Source organism: Mycobacterium sp. Aquia_216 (assembly GCF_026723865.1).
Taxonomy (GTDB): Bacteria; Actinomycetota; Actinomycetes; order Mycobacteriales; family Mycobacteriaceae; genus Mycobacterium.
The window spans coordinates 1,914,611-1,935,583 of the sequence record NZ_CP113529.1 but is presented as its reverse complement, the minus strand read 5'-3'; the positions used below and the strand labels follow the sequence as shown (position 1 = coordinate 1,935,583).

Here is a 20,973-nt window from a genome sequence, read left to right as displayed (position 1 = left end):
TCACCCCGAGAAGTGGAAAAGACCGGTCTGGCCATATATCGCCAGAGAAGCGAACAGAATCAACAACGCCGAGGCAACCAGAGACGTACGGGTAGCACGTCCGACGGCCTCGCCGACGCCGGCCGGTCCGCCGCTGGCGGTGAACCCATAATAGGTGTGTACCAACATGATTATTGCCGCTGCCACGATCGTGACGGCGAATGAACGAATTACATCACCGGGCACCAAGAACGTGTTGAAATAGTGGTTGTAGACACCGGCCGACTGGCCATATATGGCTGTGGTGCCCAATCTTGCTGCGCTGTAGGACATTATGAGCGCCACACTGTACAGCGGGACAACGACGATTACCCCAGCCGCCAACCGCGTCGATGCCAGGTAGGCGATCGGGCGGACACCCATGACTTCGATAGCGTCGATCTCTTCGTTGATGCGCATGGCGCCAAGTTGCGCGGTGGCACCGGCGCCGATCGTTGCAGCCAGCCCGATCGCTGCGGTGACGGGCGTAATCACCCGACTGTTCAGAAAGGCCGATGCAAAGCCGACCAGGGCTTCGAATCCGATCTGCGAGAACTGGTTGTAGCCTTGTGCGGCAACCAGTCCGCCAGTTGACATCGTGAGAAAGGCAACGACTGCAACCGTACCCCCGATCACGGCAAGTGCGCCCGTTCCCAGGCTCATCGCCGCAACCTGCCGTAGCAGTTCAGCTCTGTACTTCACGACGACGTCGGCGAGCGACGCGATGGTTTTCCCGTAGAACCTCGTCTGCTCGCCAAGTTGACACCAACGAGACCTCGCCCTGCTCAATCCGCGCTTTGCGCTCGGAAACAGCTGCGCGCCAATGACTTCAACGCTCATTTGACGACCTCGTATCCGATGGCAGTAGCCACAAGGTTGATAATGAACAACAGGACGAACGAAAACACCACGGTTTCATTGACCGCGTTGCCCACCCCCGCAGGCCCGTTGTGAACCGTCGTGCCCTGGTAACAGGCAACTAGGCCCGCTGTTAGTCCGAACAGCGTGGCCTTGATCATGGAGACCAATACATCGCTTATTCCGGTGATCCAGGTCATGCCAGCGACAAAGGCGCCGGGCGTAACGTGCTGGAAGAACACTGAAAAGAGGAACCCTCCTGTGAGCCCGGTCAGCGTCACCAGCGAGGACAGCAGCAACGACACGACGGTCGCGGCTAGCACCCGGGGAACCAGTAACGCCCTGACCGGGTCAATGCCCATGACACTCAGGGCATCGAGTTCTTCGCGGATTGTGCGTGCTCCCAGATCAGCGCACATCGCGGCGGCGCCGGCGCCCGCGATTACCAAAACCGTTACTAAGGGCCCAATCTGATTGACTGCGGCGGTTGCCGCACCACTGCCGCAATAATCGGCAGCGCCAACCTCTATCAGCAATACATTGAAGGCGAATACCGTGATGACGACGTAGGGAATCGACAGCATCAGTGCTGGGACCAACGACACCCGCGCCACAAACCACGTCTGGTCAAGGAATTCGCGCCAGGCGAACGGGGGACTGAGCATCCCGACGAAGATATCGAGACTGAAGGCGAAGAAGCCGCCGATGTTGCGTAGCGGGGTCAAAGCGACGGCGACGGTAGCGCCAGGTCGCCAGCCTGTTGATTCACGGAGTTGATTGAGGGACATCGGATTACGTGTCTTCTCGTAGGACTGGCGGGCCGCTGAGTCTGTATCCGGGCGAGGCGCCGTATTTGACGATGGCGGTCGTCACGAGCTGGCCATGTCAGCGTGCATCAAGCGGAATTCCCCTTCAGGATCTCCAGCAGGGGCTTTTCGGCACCGCCGCGGCGAGAACTAAGAATTTGGGGCGCTTGTGATCCGATTGCGTTGAGCACCAATGCATCCAAGTCACTACCCTGATTGCTGATCGTCGCGGTGATAGTGTCCGTGGCGTGAAGCGTTGACGGAACGTTCTGCGCTGCAATGCTGTACGCGGTGTGGATCCCATCGACGACTGGAAGTCCTGCCGAAGTCTCGACGTCTGGGGAGTGAGCGCAGCTCACACCTCGTTGGTTGAGGTAGTCGCGTGCCAAAACCACTACAGCGTCACCCGCCCGGGCCCCGCGGCCCGCATGACGGACGCCTGGGTCGTCATCTCGTCCCACCCTTCACTCATCCGCGCCGAACTACCGCGACATAAGGGTCGCATGGGCGGAGCCGACGCGTTTGTTCAACTTCTGGACACAGGTTGTGTCACTTGGCAGTCGACGCGGTCGCTGCGTGAATCACTACCCGGAGTGGATGTCATTGTGCGCGAGGAGATGTCGGCGCTAGCGCAGCCCGACGTACTACCGACAGGTGACGTTGATCTGGCGGAACTACCGCCGGTCGAACACGCTCCACTGAACGTGCAGGCGGTGCATCGGAACTGGCTGTTTGTCGCGTTACCCAAAAGAACATCGGTCGGCTGACACAAGCTCGAGGAAGCCTCGACGTTGGTGACATCGGTCGCCGCGCGGCTTAGCGTCACGGCGGCGCCAGGCCGACAGCGGCGCTCAGCATCGCCGGCACCGGCCACTGCCCGCGCAAGGCCAAAGGGTTGGGTTTCGATTTAGTTGCCGCCCACCTCGATGATCCGCCGCTTATCAGGCCATGTTGGTGCTGTTGCAGCTGCCCGACCGGAAGAGCTCCGCGGTGTGATGTGTCCAGAAGTTAGACATCTGCGCCTAGTTTAAGGGCGGTACTTTCGGATTTGCTGCAAGCCTGGTCGCGCGTTACAAGGGCATTTCGGTGGGAGGTGAACCTGCCAGTGGGGTCGGCGGGTCGACGAGACCGGTCGTCTTTTCGTTCTCGGCTTTGTTTGTTATCACTCATTTGTGACCGCATCCTGCGCCAAAGTCACCGAATGAGACTTGTTGTAGCTTAACACTTCCCGCGGATTTACATCATGTCCGGCCCGCCGCCTTGTCGACGGATGGAACCGGACTATGCCTGTATGACGCGCCCCGCCTTTACGGCGACCGTGGAGGTCCGGCATTACTGTGAAGGAAACGACATGAAGACGCAAGCTGCCATCTTGTGGGAGCGCGGGGGCCCGTGGAGCGTCGAGGAGATCGACCTGGATTCCCCGCGGCATGGCGAGGTGCTCGTCGAGTTGGGCGGCAGCGGGTTATGCCACTCCGACGAACATGTACGCACGGCCGACCTACCCTGGCCGTTGCCGATGATCGGCGGTCATGAAGGGGCTGGGACAGTCGTCCAGACCGGAACCGGTGTGGACAACCTGAAGGCCGGCGATCGTGTGATCTTCGGTTTCATCCCCGCCTGTGGCAGGTGTTCAGCTTGTTCGGCGGGGATGCAAAACCTCTGCGAGCTGGGCCAATTTCTGGGTACTGGAACGCAGATCAGCGATCACTCCAGCCGCCACCACGCGCGAGGAACCGACCTGGGGTTGATGTGTTTACTGGGAACATTCGCTCAGCACACCGTGGTCAGCGAAGCCAACTGCATCAAGATCGATGACGACATTGCCCTCGACGTGGCATGTCTGCTCGGCTGCGGCGTGGTGACCGGTTGGGGGTCGGCGGTATTTGCCGGTGGCGTACGGGCCGGTGACACCGCAGTCGTTATCGGTGTGGGTGGGATCGGCATCAATGCGGTCCAAGGGGCTGTATTCGCCGGAGCCCAGCACGTGATCGCTGTCGATCCTGTCGCGTTTAAGCGTGATAAGGCACTCGAATTCGGTGCGACACACGCAGTGAGCTCGAGCGACGAAGCGGCACTACTGGTCCAAGACCTCACCCACGGACTCGGCGCCAACGTGGTGGTGAATGCGACCGGGGTGGGCGAGGGCCAGCAAATCGGGCACAGTCTCGCGATGACCGCCAAACGGGGTACCGTCGTCGTCACCAATCTGCATCGCGCCACCGAGGAGGTCGTGTCCCTCAACGCATTGGATCTGGTGTTAGCCGAAAAGCGGCTTGTCGGTTCACTTTTCGGGAGCGCAAACCCACGCCTTCACATACCCAAGATGCTCAGCCTCTACCGCAGCGGCCACCTCAAGCTTAACGAATTGGCTACTCGCACTTACAAACTCGACGACATCAATACCGGCTACCAGGACATGCGTGCCGGTCGTAACCTGCGCGGCGTAATCAGCTTCTGACCATCGGCGGCCGGCTCCTTCGCCCGGCAGTGCCGCTTATGCAAGTCTCACAATGAAGGTGGCTTTTGTGGTTATTGAGTACGACTCGATGTTCATCGGCGGCCAGTGGCGGGCGCCGACATCAGATCGGCGGATCACTGTCATCGGCGCCAATGACGAATTGGTCTGTGGCTCTGTACCCGAAGCCCACGAGGAAGATGTCGACGCCGCAGTAAGTGCTGCCCGCGAGGCGGTGCACGATCGGGCAGGACGGGCGCACTGGCCGGGAGCAAAGCGCCACAAAGCGATCAGAGATGAAGAGCAGATATGACGACATTTCGGCAACGGTCAGCGTTACTTGGGGCGTTCTGCGTTGCCGCGCTAGCATTCGGATTCGGCGGGGTGGCGCTGGGCGCGGGAGCCGTCGGTAAGGCCGCCGCGGCGGGATACGAGACGTTGATGGTGCCCTCGGGTGCCATGGGCCGGTCGGTCCCGGTGGCCTTCCTGGGCGGTGGTCCGCACGCGGTGTACCTGCTGGACGCCTTCAACGCGGCCCCGGACGTGAGCAACTGGGTGACCGCGGGCGACGCGATGAACACACTGGGGGGCAAGGGCATCTCGGTGGTCGCCCCGGCCGGGGGCGCCTTCAGCATGTACACCAACTGGGAGCAGGACGGCAGCAAGCAGTGGGACACCTTCCTGTCCAGCGAGCTGCCGGACTGGCTGGCCGCCAATAAGGGCCTGGCCCCCGGCGGCCACGCCGCGGTGGGCGCCTCGCAGGGCGGCTACGCGGCGATGGCGCTGGCCGCCTTCCACCCGGACCGCTTTGGCTTCGCCGGTTCGCTGTCGGGCTTCCTGTACCCGTCGAGCACCAACTACAACGGCGCGATCCTGGCCGGGCTGCAGCAGTCCGGCGGCGTAGACGGCAACGGCATGTGGGGTGCTCCGCAGCTGGGCCGGTGGAAGTGGCACGACCCATACGTGCACGCCTCGCTGCTGGCGCAGAACAACACCCGGGTGTGGGTGTGGAGCCCGACGACGATGGATGCCAGTGATCCGGCCGCGATGATCGGCCAGGCCGGCGCGGCGATGGGCAGCTCGCGAGAGTTTTACGCGCAGTACCGCAGCGTCGGCGGGCACAATGGGCACTTCGACTTCCCCGGCGGCGGCGACAACGGTTGGGGCTCGTGGTCGGGACAGCTGAGCGCCATGTCGGGCGACATCGTCGGCGCCCTCCGCTAACCACGCGACACCGCTAGCAGACCCGACGGCGCAGCCGAACACCTATTAGATCGCCTTTGTCGGCGCTACGCTACCCAATGTCATTGTGGCCAAGGCAGTTTCGGATGGCAAAGTACTTGACACATCGCGGTCCGTCCCGGCGAGGCGGAACTGAGCATCGATCGATTGATTGTGGGGCGTCGCTATATCGTGCATGGCGCCACCCCGGAAGTCGTCGCCGACCTGGCGGGCACGACTCCGATAGCCGCGAACATCGACGCACGAACCGCGATTGCTCTACGCCTTGCGCGTAAATTCATTGCGCACCGCGACCGTCGAGCAGTCCAACCGGTGATGGTCGCAACCCTGGTCACCTCGTTTGGAGCGATGACCAACAAGGCCTCCCCTAGCCAGGATGTCTGCCCGTGGGGTGTGTCCGCTTTCCGAACACCACTACCGTCGAACACCAACCAGAATCGTCAGTGTCCGGGTGTAGAAATCAGGAGCCGACGATGAGCGTTGAGATGCGGTCGATCCGAGTTGACGTGACGGCGGATTTTGTGATGACCATCGACGGGCGCCCTGTGGTTTCGCACAACACCGAACCGGTGTTCAACCCCGCGACTCGCCAAGTGCTGACTACGGTTCCGTCGGCGACACGAGAGCAGTTGGATGAAGCCGTTGCCGCCGCAAAGAGAGCGTTTCCTTCGTGGGCCGCCACCGATCTGGCACATAGACAGGCGGCTGTATCAACGATTGGCGACCGGCTCGCCGAACACGCGAACGAATTCATGGCACTGCTTACCTTCGAACAGGGAAAGCCACGCCCGATGGCCGAGTGGGAGGTCTACGGGTCCATCGCGTGGTTCCGCGAAATCGCCAAGCAGTCGCTCCCCGAAGAAGTTATCGATGACACCGGCCAGCGACGAGTGATCAGCAGGCACACGCCGCTGGGGGTCGTCGCGGCGATTGTGCCGTGGAACTTCCCTATTTTGTTGGCCGTGTGGAAAATCGCGCCAGCCCTGGTCGCGGGCAACACCGTTATCGTCAAACCGTCACCGTTTACCCCGTTGTGCGACTTGAAGCTGGTCGAGATCGTTCAGGACCTGCTGCCGCCCGGCGTGCTCAGCGCGGTGTCCGGAGGCGATGAACTGGGTAAGTGGATGACGGCTCACGACGAAATCGCCAAGGTCGCGTTCACCGGCAGCACCGAGACGGGCAAGCAAGTCATGCGTTCGGCGGCGGGAACACTCAAGCGAATCACCCTGGAGTTGGGGGGCAACGACCCTGCAATTGTCCTTGGCGACGTGAACCCCGAAAAAATGGCGCCGCAACTGTTTTGGGCCGCGTTCCAGAACAATGCTCAGTTCTGCAATGCCGCCAAACGGATCTACATCCACGACAGCGTTTATGACGAGGTGCGTGATGCACTGGTCTCATACGCACAGACCGTGGTTGTCGGCGACGGCTCACGAGCCGAGACCCAACTCGGCCCGATACAAAACGAGCCGCAATACCGGAAGGTCGCCGAGTACTTCGAAGATTGCCGAGCCCATGGCTACACCTTTGCGCTCGGCGGCCACATCGATACCGCAGCTGCGGGATGGTTTGTCCCGGTCACGCTAGTCGACAACCCTCCGGAAGATTCGCGACTGGTTGCCGAGGAACCGTTCGGACCGATCGCGCCGCTGCTGAGATGGTCGGACGAGGCCGACGTGATACGCCGCGCCAACGACACGCCGTGGGGACTCGGTGCGAGCGTGTGGGGTAAGGACCTGGATGCCATCCAGCGGATTGCGCGGCAACTCGAGTCGGGAACAGTTTGGCTCAACGAAGTTCACCAGTACTCCCCCCATCAGGTCTTCGGAGGCCACAAGCAGTCTGGGATCGGCGCGGAGAATTCCCTACATGGGCTCGCCGAATACGCCAACCATCAAACGATCACGCTCAACAAAGTACCCGGGACGGTGTCGTAAAGGCCCCAGCGAGTCGGGCTCGTTACGCGCCGCGGGCAAGTGAATTTTGGAGCCTACTTACCAAAAGCCCTGGGAACAACGAACGGGTCTGCTGCACGAATAGGTGACAGCTTGACCTGACCTACCTGTTGGGTTCCAGTGGTGGTGGCTAACTGACGGCGGTGAGGGTGTCGTTGGCAAAGGATAGTTCGTACTCGATCGGGGTGCGATAGCCCAGCGCTGAATGGCGCCGGCGGCGGTTGTGGAAGATCTCGAGGTAATCGAAGATCGCGTTGGCCAGCTCGACGTGGGTCCTCCACTTCCGGCGGTCGAGCAGTTCGATCTGCATGGAGGACCAGAAGCTTTCCATCATGGCGTTGTCGAGTCCGTCGCCGACTGTGCCGAAGGATGGGACGAGTCCAGCGGCGCGGATCTTTTCACCGAAGACCCATGAGGTGAACTGGGTTCCATGATCGGCATGGACAATTCCACCAGCCGGTGGGCGGCGGTTGCGGATCGCCATGTCCAACGCGTTGACCACCAGCGTGGAATTAGCCCGCGAATCGATCGACCAGCCAACGATTCGCCGGCTGAACGCATCGAGGACCGCGCAGCAGTACAGCCATCCTTCCCGGGTGCGGTGTTGGGTGATGTCGGTGACGCACAACTCATTTGGGCGCAGACGGTGGAATTTGCGATTGACCAGATCATCAGCGGTGACCACCCCGCGCAACCGTTTGAGGCGTGTCGGTCCGGGCAGCCCGTAGATACCGGCCTGAGTCATCAGGACCGACACCGTGCGCGGGCACACCGTGATACCCATGCCCAGGGTGAGCTCGGCGTGGATACGGCGATACCCGTAGGTGCCCCGCGAGGCGACGTGGACTTCGCGGATCAGTCCGGTCAGCCATTGGCGGCGCAGCTGGGCCGGGGTGGTCGGTGTGCGCTTGTGCTTGTAGTAGTTCTGCCGTGTGATGCCAAGGACTTTGCAGCAGCGGTCCAACGGTGCCCCGGCGTCGACGAGTCGGTCGATCACCGGGTAGAGCCTTTTGGGCGGGGCTTGTCCTCACCCAAGAACTTGGCCGCCTGTCGCACGATGGACAGCTCGCTCTCCAATTCGTGGATCCGACGCCGAGCGGCCTGTAGCTCGGCCGATTCGCCCGTTGGGACGCCGGGGCGGACGCCGTGGTCGATGTCGTCTTGTTTGAGCCACTTCGACAGCGTGACGGATGGATACCCAGATCATGGGCGGTCTGGTTCTGTGGCTTGCCGGCCCGCACGAGCGCGCAATTCAGCTGGATAGGGACGAGGCACGTCTTTCAGCCTTTCGCAGAGGCTGTCAGTTAGTCACCAAATCTGGAACCCAATCCATGGGGCAGGTCAAAGCTGTCACCTATTCGTACAGCAGACCCATGCCATAGTGGGAGCACAAACGATGAATGTTGATGGAAAAGAAAACTGGCCAGAGCTTGTGACTCTGACCCGCAAACGAAAAAGGGCCGCATCTCTGCGGCCCCTTTCTGTGGAGCTGCCGGGAATCGAACCCGGGTCCTACGGCATTCCCTCAAGGCTTCTCCGTGCGCAGTCCGCTATGTCTCTACTCGGATCTCCTAGTCACGCGAACTAGCCAGGATGACGATCCCAGTCGCTGTGAGTGTCCCGATGAGTCCCGCGACCGAACTCATCGGTGGATCCCTCTAGCTGATGCCAGGGTCCGGGTCGAGGGAACTCCCGGTCTGACAGACACGCAGTCGCTTAGGCAGCGAGTGCGTAGTCGCGCTGATGTGAATCGGCGCTTATATGGTTGCAACGACGCTTACGGTGGTCTCTTGCCTGCACCGGCACGCTTCCCTTGATTCGATGCGCGAAGTCGAAACCGTTCAGCCCCTTGTCTGTGCTTCTTCGTGCATCCCCACCGATTATCGGCAGGACACTCCATTGTACGGCTCTGCCAACCAGCGGCAACGGAATTATCTTCCCGCGTCCAGGCTGCGGTCAGATCACGAAGTTCAGCCGCTCGACGATCCGGGCGGCGACATCCGTGTCACCACCGAATTCGACGGCCTGCGGCCGCGCCGGGCACATCGGACGCCCCCCGGCGAGCCTGGTGAACTGAAGTGCGTCCACTCGGACCGTCGCCGTCGGCTCCAACTCGCCGAAGTCCTCCACCACCTGAGCGCGCCCTTCGACGTTGACGCGGATGCTGCGGTCCAGCGGCCCGGTCAGGTCGAATTGGATGCGTGAACCGTCGGGCGCTTTGGCGAGTTTGCCGACAACGAAGCCCAATGTGGCCGCGATCTCGTCGAGCGACAGTCGCGTCGCAGCCCCCTCCAGCTCGGCATCGGATGAGGGCCGCCGCAGCGCCAGGCGGATGTCTTGCTCGTGCATCCAGCAGTCGAAGACCCGGATCCGCATGAAGCGTCCATAACTCTCTGGGCCTGCGGGTGTCAGAGTTTCGGCGTTCCAGTCTTGGATCGACATGTCCTGCAGGACCTTGCGCCGACGGTCCGTCACCGCGCGGTATCGCTCCAGAACATTGCTGCAAGATTGTCCGCCGAGGTGGCGCACCCAGCACTCGTTCATCGCCCCGATGTCGTTGTGCACATGGTCGAGCGCCTTGACGTCGATGTCCGGTTCGGGCGCGGCGATGCCCTCGAGGAACGACTCAGTGCCGATGATGTGCGACACCACACCCTGCACGTTCCATCCCGGCAGCGGCGTCGCCGCGCGCCACTGGTCCTCGGGCAACCCGGCGAGCAGCCCGTCAATGGAGTCCCACACCGCGAACAGGCCGTTCAGCACATCCGGTTTGTCGAGCGTGGTGACAGAACGCGCGGCCATGGTCGGATGCTAGGCCGATTATCGGCCCAGCGTTAGCCCCACTCGCGTCAGAATCAGGCCGGCGATCGTCAACATCACGGCTACCGCGGTCGACCAAGTCAATCCGCCGAACGCGGCAACGCAAACTCCAAGGCCGATCACTAGCAGCGCATGGACGAGGCGAGCAACGACGAAGCACCGCTCGCGTAACACGGACACCAGCACGGAGCGAGGTATGGCGTGCAGGACCCGACCGAGAATGAAGATCAGCGCCGCCGTGAGCAATCCGGTGGCCACCTGCAGCGTCACTGTCGGATGACCGTCGTCGTGGGTAAACCCGACGATTTGGATCAGGACCGCCAGCACCGTGGCGACGACCGTCAGCCGCCTCAGCATTTTCGCCAGCACCGCGCCGATATTCCTGCGGACCAGATCACCTAGCGCCGGGTCACTGCCCGCGGCACCGAGAAACCCGCGCAGAGCATGGCCAAATTTGCCGCGCTGCAGCCGATTAACGGCCATATTGTTCAGCGCCGCGGCATGGTTTGCGTCCAACGCCAGCGCCTGCCGGTAGGAGTCAGTCGATTCCCGGATGCGGCCCATGTCATGCAGGATCGAGCCCCGCAGGACGAGCCCGTCAGGACTCGCGGGGTCGAGCCGTAACGCCTCGTCGACGACCATCAGCGCCGAATGTAACTGCCTGGACTTTTGCAGCAATCGAGCGTAAACCCGATGTTGCAGAGGCTCATTCGGATGGGTTCGCACTCCCTGCCAGGCCATCCACAGCGCGTCACCGCAGCGATCTAGACCATCGAGCGACAACGCATATATCCGCATGGCCAACTCATGCTGCGGCGCGGCGGCCAATGCGGCGTAGGCGCTGCGGGAGGCGCCGTCGTAATTTTCAAGCAGGTATTCAGCGCGCGCATGTTGCGCCAATAAGCCTGGATCGCTTGGGTATTGCGCCAGGGAACGGCGCAAAACCTCACGACCGCGCTCGTAATTCTCGGTGTCGAAGTACGCCTCGGCGATGTGGATGGCTTGGTCGACACCGGACTCCGATGTCATCGTTGGTTACCGAATTTTCCTGCGCCGCAAATATTTTGCTAGATCGTCGTAGGTTCCGTCGTTGTTGCCGAATTCTACGATGTTGCGCGCGACCTCGAACCACGGCCCAGTGCTGGGACGGATCTGCGCCGTCGCTTCGTCGACATCGGCCATCGTCACTGGACGAACCTGCCCGCTGCGCATCGACGCCGCCATGGCCAGTTGCGTTGCACTGTCACACACATGGGCAAGGTCGGCGCCCGAGAAGCCGTCGGTACGCTTCGCGATCGATTTAGGGTCAATGCCCGCCACTGGGCGATCTTTGAGGTGCGAGCGCAGAATTCCTGCCCTAGCTTCGGCGTCGGGCAATCCCACGAAGATCATCCGGTCGAACCGGCCGGGCCGACGCAACGCCGGGTCGACATCCCAGGGTGCGTTCGTGGCACCGAGGACATACACCCCGTCATTGGTCGAAGTCGCCGAGTCCATTTCTTCCAGCAAGGTATTGACGACGGGACGCATCCCGGAGCTTCCACTCAACGCCGAGCGCCGGTGCCCCAGGGCATCCAGCTCGTCGAAGAACAGCACGCAGGGCGCATTACGGCGCGCACTGTCGAAAACCGAACGGATGCTGCGTTCGCTTTCTCCAAACCAATGGTGCAGAACGTCGGCGATTCCAACCTGATAGAAATTCGCCCCGAGTTCACCCGAAATGGCCTTGGCAATATACGTTTTGCCACACCCCGGCGGCCCGTACAGCAACAGACCACCGCGTGCCGAGACCTTATACGCCTTCATCAGCTCTGGATTGCGGATCGGGCCGAGCAGCGAAAGTTCAATCTGCCGTTTGACATCGGCCATACCCGCGACATCGTTAAGCCGTATCCCGCTGCGCGCCACGACGTCGAAGTCGCCTTCGTTGACGACATCGGCGGACGGTTCGACGAACGCGGGCTCGATGATGTCGGCGACTTGTCGTTCCGCGCTGGACCAGTCGAATTGCTCGTCGCCGGCGGCCCGCCCCGCCACCGGCGCTGCCCCGGCTGCCGCCTGCGAGGTCGCCGCAAGCGCCGTGCTGCAGCGCTGCACCAGACTCAGCGCGCTGGCGTTGCCGGCGTCTTGGCTCAACGCCGCACTGCAATGGCCCAGCGCTTCCGCGTAGCGCCCGCGGTCCGCCAGCAAGCCGGCCAGATGCAACCGCAACTCGACCACATCGGGGCTGCGTTCCACGGCAGCGGATAGCTCCCGAATAACCGGGTCTTCACCCAACGTCTTCTCCCGACCTTGTCCCGCCGGGACCATAGTAGGTCGCGTCGGAGATGTTAGTTGGCGGCGATCATCGCCACGGATCCCATGGCCATCACCATGCCGATCCCCTGCCAACGAGTGACTCGCTCGCGCAACACCATCATCGCCAGCACGACGGTCGCGGCCGGATACAGCGAAATCATGATGCTAGCCAACGACAGCAGCCAGGACTGCAGCGCAATCAACTGCGTCACCAGGGCACAGATGTCCAGTAGCGCGATGGCCAGCGCCAGCTTCATCGACTGCCCCCGTGGCAGCCGCAAGGTACGTCTGGACGCGGCCAGCACAGTGATAACCACTGAGGCCGACAGCCGCGCGAACATCAGTGGCCACAGCTTGGAGTCGTGTGGCGACTGATGCAGGAACACCAAGTCGAGCCCGAAGGCACACCCGGCCAAAATTGTGAGCCAGGCCACTTTTGGGGTGAAACGGAACTGCGTCTTGCCCTCGACCGAGGCCTCACGGCTGACCAGCATCACCGCGACGATCGCCAGCACGACGCCCGCCGACGCGGCTGGACCGGGTCTCTCTCCCAGGGCGACGCCGACTGCTACGGGTACGGCGGCGTTGAGCACGCCCGCCAATGGCGCGACCACCGAGATCGGGCCGGAGCCGAGCGCGGCATAGAACGCCCACATGCCGAACGCCTGACCGACGCCGTACAGGCAGCCCCAGAAGATGGCGCCGGAATGAATCGGGCCGCCCACAGCCAGCGCCAGCAGGCCCAGCGCCACCGCCTCGACTGGGTATGCGGCCAGCATCACGCGGAGCGCCGCCACCCGGCGGGCTGCCACGCCGCCCATAAAATCGCTGACCCCGTACGAGACGGCGGACAGCTGGGCGTAAGCGGCTCCGATCAGTTCATACCCTTTGCTCGGCGACCCAGTTCACGCAGTACTTCACGCTGGGCGTCTCGGCGCGCCATGTCCTGGCGCTTGTCATGTGCCTGCTTGCCTCGCGCTAGCGCGAGCTCGACCTTGACCTTGCCCTCGGAGAAATACAATGACAGTGGCATTAGCGTGAGGTTACCATCCTGTATCTTCCCGACCAGTCTGTCGATTTGTGCCCTATGTAACAACAGTTTTCGGTTTCGACGCGGCTCATGGTTTGTCCAGCTACCGTGGGCGTACTCGGGAATGTGCAGATTACGCAACCACACTTCGCCGTCGTCGACGGTTGCGAAAGCATCGGCCAAAGACGCATGTCCCTGCCGCAGGCTTTTCACCTCGGTACCCTGCAGGGCCACCCCGGCCTCGAAGACCTCTAGGACCGTATAGTTGTGCCGGGCCTTGCGGTTGGTGGCCACAATGTGTTTGCTGCCGCCCTTGCCGCCGCCGGCCTTGCCGCCACGGGACTTGTCCGCCACAGCTAACGCCGTACGTACAGGCGCAGTGTCGCGTATGCCGTCAGCCCGGCCATCGACACGCCGAGCAGGAACAGAATCGGCGAGATGTAGAGAATGTCGGCGTAGTCAACCCGCGCGATAAGATTGGCTTGGTAGAACTGGTTTAACGCGTTGTCCAGGAACAGCGCCCGCACCACGATCAAGCCGCCGATCGCGATCGCCACACCAAGCGCCGCCGCGAGCATGGCCTCCACCAGGAACGGCAGCTGGGTGTACCAGCGACTGGCCCCCACAAGCCGCATGATCCCGATCTCCGTACGCCGGGTATACGCCGCCACCTGAACCATGTTGGCAATCAACAGGATCGCACCGACAGCCTGCACCAATGCGACAGCGAACGCGACATTACTCAGGCCGTCCAGGACCGCGAAGAGCCGGTCGATCAGGTCTTTCTGATTGAGCACGGAGAGCACCCCGGGCTGGCCCTGCATCGCCAGGTCAAAGTCCTTGTGCTGCTCGGGATTGTTCAGCTTGACGATGAACGACGCGGGAAAAGAATCCTTGCCGGCAACATCCTTGTACTGCGGGAACTTTCGGATGGCGTCGTCGTAAGCGTCTTGACGATTAAGGAACCGAACCGATTTGACGTCCTCGCGGCCCTCGATCTTCGTCCGCAACGCCTTACACGGATTGGTGCTGCAGGCCGGATCGTTGGCGGAGACGTCTTCGGTGAGAAACACCTGCGTCTCGACGCGATCGAGGTAGATGGCGCGGGAGTGCTCCGCCAACCGAACCACCAGTAGACCGCCGCCGAACAGGCCGACCGAGATCGCCGTCGTCAGGATCATCGCGACCGTCATCGTGACATTGCGGCGAAGCCCGGTCAGGACTTCGTTGAGTAGGAAGCCGAAGCGCACTAGCGGTCCATCCCGTAGACGCCGCGCTGCTCGTCGCGAACGAGCCGGCCCAGCGACAGCTCTACGACGCGCTGCCGCATCGAGTCGACGATGTGGTGGTCGTGCGTCGCCATCAGCACCGTCGTCCCCGTGCGGTTGATCCGCTCCAACAGGTCCATGATGTCGTTGCTGGTGTCGGGGTCGAGGTTGCCGGTGGGCTCGTCGGCCAGCAGCACCAGCGGCCGGTTGACGAACGCACGCGCGATCGCAACCCGCTGCTGCTCACCACCCGACAACTCGGTCGGCAGGCGGTTGGCTTTGCCGGACAGGCCGACCGTCTCGAGCACGTCGGGCACGACCCGGTTGATCTGATCGGCGCGCTTGCCGATGACTTCCAGCGCGAAGGCGACGTTTTCGTACACGGTCTTTTGTTGCAGCAGACGAAAGTCCTGGAAGACGCAGCCGATCACCTGTCGCAACTTGGGCACATGCCGGCCGGGCAGCTTGTTGACGTGAAACTTCGAGACGCGCACGTCACCTGTCGTCGGCGACTCCGCTGCCAGCAGCAACCGCATGAACGTCGACTTACCCGAACCCGACGGGCCGATCAGGAAGACGAATTCACCCTTGTCGATTTTGACGTTCACGTCGTCCAACGCCGGACGCGCCGACGCTTTGTACTTCTTACTGACATGGTCAAGGGTGATCATCACGGCACGCCAGTGTAGCGGTGAATTTCGCTGAACCGCGAAGATCAGCGCGCCGGTGGCGCCGATGTGGGCAACGGACCCGGCCCCGGGATCGGTTGCTGAGGGGGTGGCGAAGTCGGGCTGGCGCTGGGCGGACAGAAGGGCGGCGGCAGCAGGCAGGGCAGCTGGAAAGGCGGCGGCGCAGTGGTCGTCGGAGGCGGTGGCGGCGCCGTGGTGGTCGGGATCGTCGGCGTTGTGCTGGTCGGGGTCGGGGTCGGGACGTAAGTGTTGGTCGGTGCCGGCGGCGCCACCCTGGTGCGCGGCACCCAGGTGTAGTTCGGGTCGGGCACGAAACCCGGCGGAACTACCTGCGGCGCGGACGGCTTCGGAGCCGGCTCCGGGCGGTTGGCGTCATAGACCCACCAGATGGCAAGGAAGGCGACGATCAACGCCACCGTCGAGGTGCGCATCCGGCCGCCGAATATATAGCTCGGCCAGCGACGGTCCTCGTCGCGGTGCTTCTCGAGGACGTTGAGTGTCAGCTTCACCGCTGCACCGACCCGTGCGCGATCTCCCGAGCCGCCTCGGCGGCCTGCGCGGCCGGGACCCCAGGGTCATCCTCGACGACGCTCACCGTCGCGTCGGCCGTCGTGACGATGCCGGCCCGGGCGAGTGCTCGCATCACCAACACCCGCAACTGCCGGCCCGCCTCGAACTGTTTGCCGGGCAGGGTGCGGGCCACCATGCGCAGCGTGACAGTGTCGACTTCGATGCTTTCCAAGCCCATCAGGGTGGGTGCGTCCAGCAACAGCTCACCCAGCAACGGGTTGTCCATGGCGTGGTCGCAGACCTCGTGCAAGACCTCGTTGACCCGGTTGAGGTCGGCGCTGGTCGGCACGGGGATGTCCACCACCGCCCGCGCCCAATCCTTGGAGAGGTTAATCGTCTTGACGATCTGCCCGTTGGGGATGGTGTACAACTCGCCGTCTGACGAACGCAGCCGGGTCACCCGCAATGTCACGTTCTCGACCGTGCCGCGCGCCTCGGCGTTAATCCCCGCGACGGTCAACGAGACTAGGTCACCGAAGCCGTACTGCTTCTCGACGATGATGAAAAATCCCGAGAGTAGATCTTTGACCAGCTGCTGAGCACCGAAACCCAGCGCCGCACCGACCACGGTGGCAGGCGCGACCAGACCGCCGACGGAGAAGTTCAGTACGTCGCTGATCTGGACGACGCCCCAGATCGCGATCAGCACGATCGACACCCACTGGATCACCGACGCCACCGCCTGCCGGTGCTTGGTTGCCTCCGAGCGGACCAGGGCATCGCTTTCGGCGAAGCCGACGTCAAGGTGCCGAGTGACCTGCTGGGCCACCCAGGTCACGAAACGAACCGCCAGCACCGACGCGATCAGCAACATGACGATGCGCAGACCCTGGTCGAGGATCCAGCCGCCGATCTGGCCATGCCAAAATCCGTGCCAGCGCTGTGTCGCCGACATTGCAATAAACGTTGTGTTAGTCGTCATCTTTTCGATTGCGCCACCGGATCCCCGCTTCCAGGAACCCGTCGATGTCTCCGTCCAGAACCGCGGCGGGGTTGCCCACCTCGTACTCGGTTCGCAGATCCTTGACCATCTGGTATGGGTGTAATACGTAGGAGCGCATCTGGTTACCCCAGGAGCTGCCGCCCTCGCCTTTCAAGGCGTCAAGCTCAGCACGCTCTTCTAAACGCTTGCGCTCCAATAACTTTGCCTGGAGCACTCGCATCGCCGAAACTTTGTTCTGCAATTGCGACTTCTCGTTCTGGCAAGTCACGACGATACCGGTTGGGATGTGGGTTAGACGAACCGCGGAGTCAGTGGTGTTCACCGACTGGCCGCCTGGACCGCTCGATCGGTAGACGTCCACGCGCACATCGCCTTCTGGGATATCGATGTGATCGGTGGTGGCCACCACCGGCAGCACCTCGACTTCGGCGAACGACGTCTGACGCCGGCTTTGGTTGTCGAACGGGCTGATCCGGACCAGCCGATGCGTGCCCTGTTCCACCGACAACGTGCCGTAGGCGAACGGTGCGTGCACGGCGAACGTGGCGCTCTTGATCCCCGCTTCCTCGGCGTAGGAGGTGTCGAATACCTCGACACCGTAATTGTGTTGCTCGGCCCACCGGATATACATGCGCATCAGCATCTCGGCCCAGTCCGCGGCGTCCACCCCGCCGGCGCCGGAGCGGATGGTGACGAGAGCCTCGCGCTCGTCGTACTCGCCCGACAGCAGGGTGCGCACCTCGGCGGCTTCGATGTCGGCTCGCAAGGCTTTCAGCTCGGTGTCCGCCTCGGCCAGCTCGTCAGCGCCGCCCTCCTCTGCAGCCAGCTCGTAGAGCACCGGTAGGTCGTCGACCCGCTGCCGCAACTGTTCGATGCGGCGCAGCTCGCCCTGGGTGTGCGACAACTCACTGGTCACCCGTTGCGCGTTGGCCTGGTCGTCCCACAGTTTGGGATCGGACGCCTCGTGTTCCAGCTTCTCGATGCGGCCGCGCAGACCGTCCACATCGAGCACCCTCTCCACCGTGGTCAGGGCGGAGTCGAGGGCGGCGATATCGGCTTGACGGTCGGGTTCCACAGCCGACAACGTTACCGGCGCGCTGATCGGCGACGAATGCTCAGGTCGCGACGTGCAGCACTTTAGCCATCTGCGGGCGTTCAGCGTCTAGCATCGAATCACCATCATGTGCGCCCGCGACTGCGAAGCCCAGCCCATTCTCAGCCTCTTGCGTCGCAGCAGGGCATGAACAGAAGGCTTGGGTATGCGTCCATTTCATGTCGCCATCGTCGGCTCCGGACCGTCGGGTTTTTTCGCCGCTGCGTCTTTGCTGAAGGCCGCCGATACCTCCGATGAGATCGACGTCAACGTCGACATGCTCGAGATGTTGCCGACGCCGTGGGGGCTGGTGCGCTCCGGCGTCGCGCCGGATCACCCCAAGATCAAGTCGATCAGCAAACAGTTCGAGAAAACCGCCGGCGATCCCCGCTTCCGGTTCTTCGGCAACGTGGTGGTCGGCGAGCACGTCGAGGCCGCCGAACTCGCTGAGCAGTACGACGCCGTGGTCTACGCGGTCGGGGCGCAATCCGATCGTTCCCTCAACATCGCGGGCGAGGAGCTGCCCGGCAGTGTCGCGGCCGTCGATTTCGTCGGCTGGTACAACGCGCACCCGAACTTCGAGCAGATCTCGCCCGACCTCTCGGGCGCCCGGGCCGTGGTCATCGGCAACGGCAACGTAGCACTCGACGTCGCACGCATTCTGATCACCGACCCAGACGCATTGGCAGCCACCGATATCGCCGACCACGCGCTGGAATCGCTGCGCCCACGCGGCGTGGAAGAAGTGGTGATCGTCGGCCGGCGCGGGCCCCTGCAGACCGCGTTCACCACGCTGGAGTTGCGTGAGCTCGCCGACCTGGAAGGGGTCGACATCATCGTCGATCCCGCACAGCTCGAGGGCATCAGCGACGAGGATGCGGAGGCCGCCGGCAAAACCACCAAGCAGAACATCAAGGTGCTGCGCGACTACGCCAACCGCGAACCCCGCCCGGGACACCGTCGGATGGTCTTCCGCTTCCTCACATCTCCGATCGAGATCAAAGGCGACGAGAGGGTCGAGTCAATCGTGCTCGGTCGCAACGAATTGGTCGCCGACGAGAGCGGGCGGGTGTCGGCCAAGGACACCGGGGAACGCGAGGAGCTACCGGTACAACTGGTCGTGCGCTCGGTCGGCTATCGCGGCCTGCCCACGCCGGGGCTGCCGTTCGACGAAAAGAGCGCGACCATCCCCAACACCGGCGGCCGGGTGCAAGGCCGCCGCAACGAATACGTGGTCGGATGGATCAAGCGGGGGCCGACCGGAGTCATCGGCACCAACAAAAAGGACTCCCAGGAAACCGTCGACACCCTGATCAACGATCTGACCGGCGCCGCGGAGCTGTCCGACTTCCCCGACGACCATGCCGACAAGTTGGCCGACTGGCTGGCCTCGCGTCAGCCGAAGCTGGTCACCTCGGCGCACTGGGACACCATCGATCGCCATGAGCGCACGGCCGGCGAGCCGCACGGACGTCCCCGCGTCAAACTGCCGAGCCTGGAGGAACTGCTCCGGATCAGCCACGGCTGACCGCGGGCCGGCCAGCCAATCGTGTTGGGGTCGAGCGGGACTCAGCTCCGGAAGACGATGAACCCCGCGCTGGCGAGCAGCAGGGCGATTCCCGCGGCGATCGCCCAGCCGGCGCCAGCAAGCCACCAAATGACGCCCAGCACCGCGAGCGCGGGCGACACTGCGAAGAGCACCAGGACCGGGTGCTGCCTGATCACTTCGAGCGCGCTTTTGGCCCGGATCCGCCCGACGTCCTTGCCCGCCATGAGTTCATGGTGCCACCTGCCGCTCACAATGCAAGCAGGGTCGCGATCTCCACTCGAGCGGGCGGGTTTCACGCAGGTGATTCGGGCGGGGCGAACTTCCAATTGTCGGGATTTTTCGGGGAATAGACCACTTGATGCAGCTGGCCCATGGTCGGCCACTGGTCGACGTCGACTGCCATTCGACAGTAGACGGGGTGCTCGTTGACGGTGGGCCCGTTGATGACGCCGGCGATGGTGACGTACTGTTCGCCGCTGGTGTCCGGTCGCGGACTCACCCCGGTCACCAACAACGTGCCGTCGAGAATCTCACCGCGCAGGCCGCGCGTGATGAACCGCTGGGCAAGAAATCCCCCCAGCACCGCGACGAGCAGTAGCAGCAGACCGAATTCCCACACGCCGCCATGGTAGGACGGTCGGAGCTACCGCGGTCTGGCGCCACTGGCGACAGCTGCCTGAGTGGACCTACGGCCCTACTCTCCCAGCCGGATTCGCCGTAGCGTCGACAACAACTGATACGCCAAGGATAAGGTGAGGTCGATGACTGACGAGCCCTCGGTAGTTTTGTCGGAAGACGAGAGTTGGCGCAGGTTGGGCGGCGTCGCCCTGGGCCGACTGGTGACCAGCTTCGCCGGTGAGCCCGAAATCTTCCCGGTGAACTATGCGGTGCAAGATCGAACGGTGCTATTTCGCACTGCCGAGGGCACCAAATTGTTTTCCGCCGTCGCGAACAGCGTTGTGGTGTTCGAGGCCGACGACCACGACGTCGCCCAAGGCTGGAGTGTCATCGTCCGGGGCCGCGCACGCCTGCTGCGTACCGCGGCGGAGATCGAGGAAGCCGAACGCGTCGAGCTGATGCCGTGGACCGCAACCGTCAAGAAGCATTTTGTCCGGGTGACCCCGACCGACATCACCGGACGCCACTTCACCTTTGGTCCGGAACCCGACCCGAACGCATCCTTTGCGTGACGGGCTCAGCCCGCGAGCAGCGCGTCGAGGTCCTGTGCGTCAGCGCCGGTCAGCCGCCGGTGCATCGCCTCCGTCGACATCGTTGCGCCAGGCGGTCAGCCAACGCACGAAATGCTTGGCGGACAGCGGATTACGCTGGTGCACGACCCCGCGAGCGATCAGCACCCTGCCGTAGAAACGCCGCAA

At 63.0% G+C, this 20,973-nt stretch carries 20 protein-coding genes, 1 other RNA gene and 1 pseudogene; 6 read left to right on the top strand and 16 right to left on the bottom strand.

Annotated elements, in window-relative coordinates; all coding sequences use genetic code 11:
- Entirely contained in the window at nt 1-858 is an 858-nt protein-coding gene (locus tag OK015_RS09170; protein WP_268130850.1) for an ABC transporter permease, read from the bottom strand.
- Nucleotides 855-1,664 (bottom strand): MlaE family ABC transporter permease, encoded by an 810-nt coding sequence (locus OK015_RS09165; protein ID WP_268130849.1) that lies wholly within the window; start codon nt 1,662-1,664, stop codon nt 855-857. The genes OK015_RS09170 and OK015_RS09165 overlap by 4 nt, the downstream gene beginning before the upstream one ends.
- A 1,369-nt stretch (nt 1,665-3,033) precedes the next feature.
- On the opposite strand from OK015_RS09165, the gene OK015_RS09155 reads away from it, so the two are divergent.
- From OK015_RS09155 to OK015_RS09140, 4 genes are all read left to right on the top strand, one after another.
- On the top strand, nt 3,034-4,143 hold the full coding sequence (locus OK015_RS09155) for an NDMA-dependent alcohol dehydrogenase (protein ID WP_268130848.1): 1,110 nt from the start codon (nt 3,034-3,036) through the stop codon (nt 4,141-4,143).
- Nucleotides 4,144-4,195: 52 nt separating this feature from the next.
- Entirely contained in the window at nt 4,196-4,453 is a 258-nt protein-coding gene (locus tag OK015_RS09150; RefSeq protein ID WP_268130847.1) for an aldehyde dehydrogenase family protein, read from the top strand.
- A complete protein-coding gene (locus OK015_RS09145; RefSeq protein ID WP_268130846.1) occupies nt 4,450-5,364 on the top strand; it encodes an esterase family protein in 915 nt (304 codons plus the stop codon). The genes OK015_RS09150 and OK015_RS09145 overlap by 4 nt, the downstream gene beginning before the upstream one ends.
- Nucleotides 5,365-5,768: 404 nt before the next feature.
- Entirely contained in the window at nt 5,769-7,319 is a 1,551-nt protein-coding gene (locus tag OK015_RS09140; protein ID WP_268130844.1) for an aldehyde dehydrogenase family protein, read from the top strand.
- Between the two features lie 148 nt (nt 7,320-7,467).
- Here OK015_RS09140 and OK015_RS09135 read toward each other — a convergent pair.
- From OK015_RS09135 to prfB, 12 genes and pseudogenes are all read right to left on the bottom strand, one after another.
- Nucleotides 7,468-8,612: pseudogene (locus OK015_RS09135) on the bottom strand (IS3 family transposase).
- 206 nt (nt 8,613-8,818) lie between these two features.
- Nucleotides 8,819-9,186: a transfer-messenger RNA gene (gene ssrA, locus OK015_RS09130) on the bottom strand.
- Nucleotides 9,187-9,293: 107 nt separating this feature from the next.
- Entirely contained in the window at nt 9,294-10,139 is an 846-nt protein-coding gene (locus OK015_RS09125; RefSeq protein ID WP_268130843.1) for a maleylpyruvate isomerase family mycothiol-dependent enzyme, read from the bottom strand.
- A gap of 18 nt (nt 10,140-10,157) precedes the next feature.
- Nucleotides 10,158-11,186, bottom strand: coding sequence for a tetratricopeptide repeat protein (locus tag OK015_RS09120; RefSeq protein ID WP_268130842.1), 1,029 nt, complete (start codon nt 11,184-11,186; stop codon nt 10,158-10,160).
- 6 nt (nt 11,187-11,192) lie between these two features.
- Entirely contained in the window at nt 11,193-12,434 is a 1,242-nt protein-coding gene (locus OK015_RS09115) for an ATP-binding protein (protein ID WP_268130841.1), read from the bottom strand.
- 53 nt (nt 12,435-12,487) lie between these two features.
- On the bottom strand, nt 12,488-13,276 hold the full coding sequence (locus OK015_RS09110; RefSeq protein WP_268130840.1) for an EamA family transporter: 789 nt from the start codon (nt 13,274-13,276) through the stop codon (nt 12,488-12,490).
- Between the two features lie 53 nt (nt 13,277-13,329).
- A complete protein-coding gene (gene smpB / locus OK015_RS09105; protein WP_268130839.1) occupies nt 13,330-13,839 on the bottom strand; it encodes an SsrA-binding protein SmpB in 510 nt (169 codons plus the stop codon).
- Nucleotides 13,840-13,841: 2 nt separating this feature from the next.
- A complete protein-coding gene (ftsX, locus tag OK015_RS09100; RefSeq protein WP_268130838.1) occupies nt 13,842-14,735 on the bottom strand; it encodes a permease-like cell division protein FtsX in 894 nt (297 codons plus the stop codon).
- Nucleotides 14,735-15,424, bottom strand: coding sequence for a cell division ATP-binding protein FtsE (gene ftsE / locus OK015_RS09095; RefSeq protein ID WP_268132562.1), 690 nt, complete (start codon nt 15,422-15,424; stop codon nt 14,735-14,737). The genes ftsX and ftsE overlap by 1 nt, the downstream gene beginning before the upstream one ends.
- A gap of 44 nt (nt 15,425-15,468) precedes the next feature.
- Nucleotides 15,469-15,951 (bottom strand): hypothetical protein, encoded by a 483-nt coding sequence (locus OK015_RS09090; protein WP_268130837.1) that lies wholly within the window; start codon nt 15,949-15,951, stop codon nt 15,469-15,471.
- On the bottom strand, nt 15,948-16,934 hold the full coding sequence (locus OK015_RS09085; RefSeq protein WP_268130836.1) for a mechanosensitive ion channel family protein: 987 nt from the start codon (nt 16,932-16,934) through the stop codon (nt 15,948-15,950). The genes OK015_RS09090 and OK015_RS09085 overlap by 4 nt, the downstream gene beginning before the upstream one ends.
- The gene (prfB, locus tag OK015_RS09080) at nt 16,924-18,030 is read right to left on the bottom strand and encodes a peptide chain release factor 2 (protein WP_268130835.1); all 1,107 of its coding nucleotides are present in this window, start codon (nt 18,028-18,030) and stop codon (nt 16,924-16,926) included. The genes OK015_RS09085 and prfB overlap by 11 nt, the downstream gene beginning before the upstream one ends.
- Before the next feature lie 184 nt (nt 18,031-18,214).
- Between prfB and OK015_RS09075 the strand changes: the two genes are divergently transcribed.
- Nucleotides 18,215-19,576 (top strand): FAD-dependent oxidoreductase, encoded by a 1,362-nt coding sequence (locus OK015_RS09075; protein ID WP_268130834.1) that lies wholly within the window; start codon nt 18,215-18,217, stop codon nt 19,574-19,576.
- Between the two features lie 41 nt (nt 19,577-19,617).
- Here the strand turns inward: OK015_RS09075 and OK015_RS09070 are convergent, their stop codons facing one another.
- Both OK015_RS09070 and OK015_RS09065 read right to left on the bottom strand, forming a co-directional pair.
- Nucleotides 19,618-19,821, bottom strand: coding sequence for a hypothetical protein (locus tag OK015_RS09070; RefSeq protein WP_268130833.1), 204 nt, complete (start codon nt 19,819-19,821; stop codon nt 19,618-19,620).
- A gap of 68 nt (nt 19,822-19,889) precedes the next feature.
- A complete protein-coding gene (locus OK015_RS09065; protein ID WP_268130832.1) occupies nt 19,890-20,216 on the bottom strand; it encodes a hypothetical protein in 327 nt (108 codons plus the stop codon).
- A gap of 142 nt (nt 20,217-20,358) precedes the next feature.
- Here OK015_RS09065 and OK015_RS09060 point away from each other — a divergent pair, with 142 nt between their 5' ends.
- Nucleotides 20,359-20,787 (top strand): pyridoxamine 5'-phosphate oxidase family protein, encoded by a 429-nt coding sequence (locus OK015_RS09060; protein WP_268130831.1) that lies wholly within the window; start codon nt 20,359-20,361, stop codon nt 20,785-20,787.
- Nucleotides 20,788-20,973: the final 186 nt, after the last annotated feature.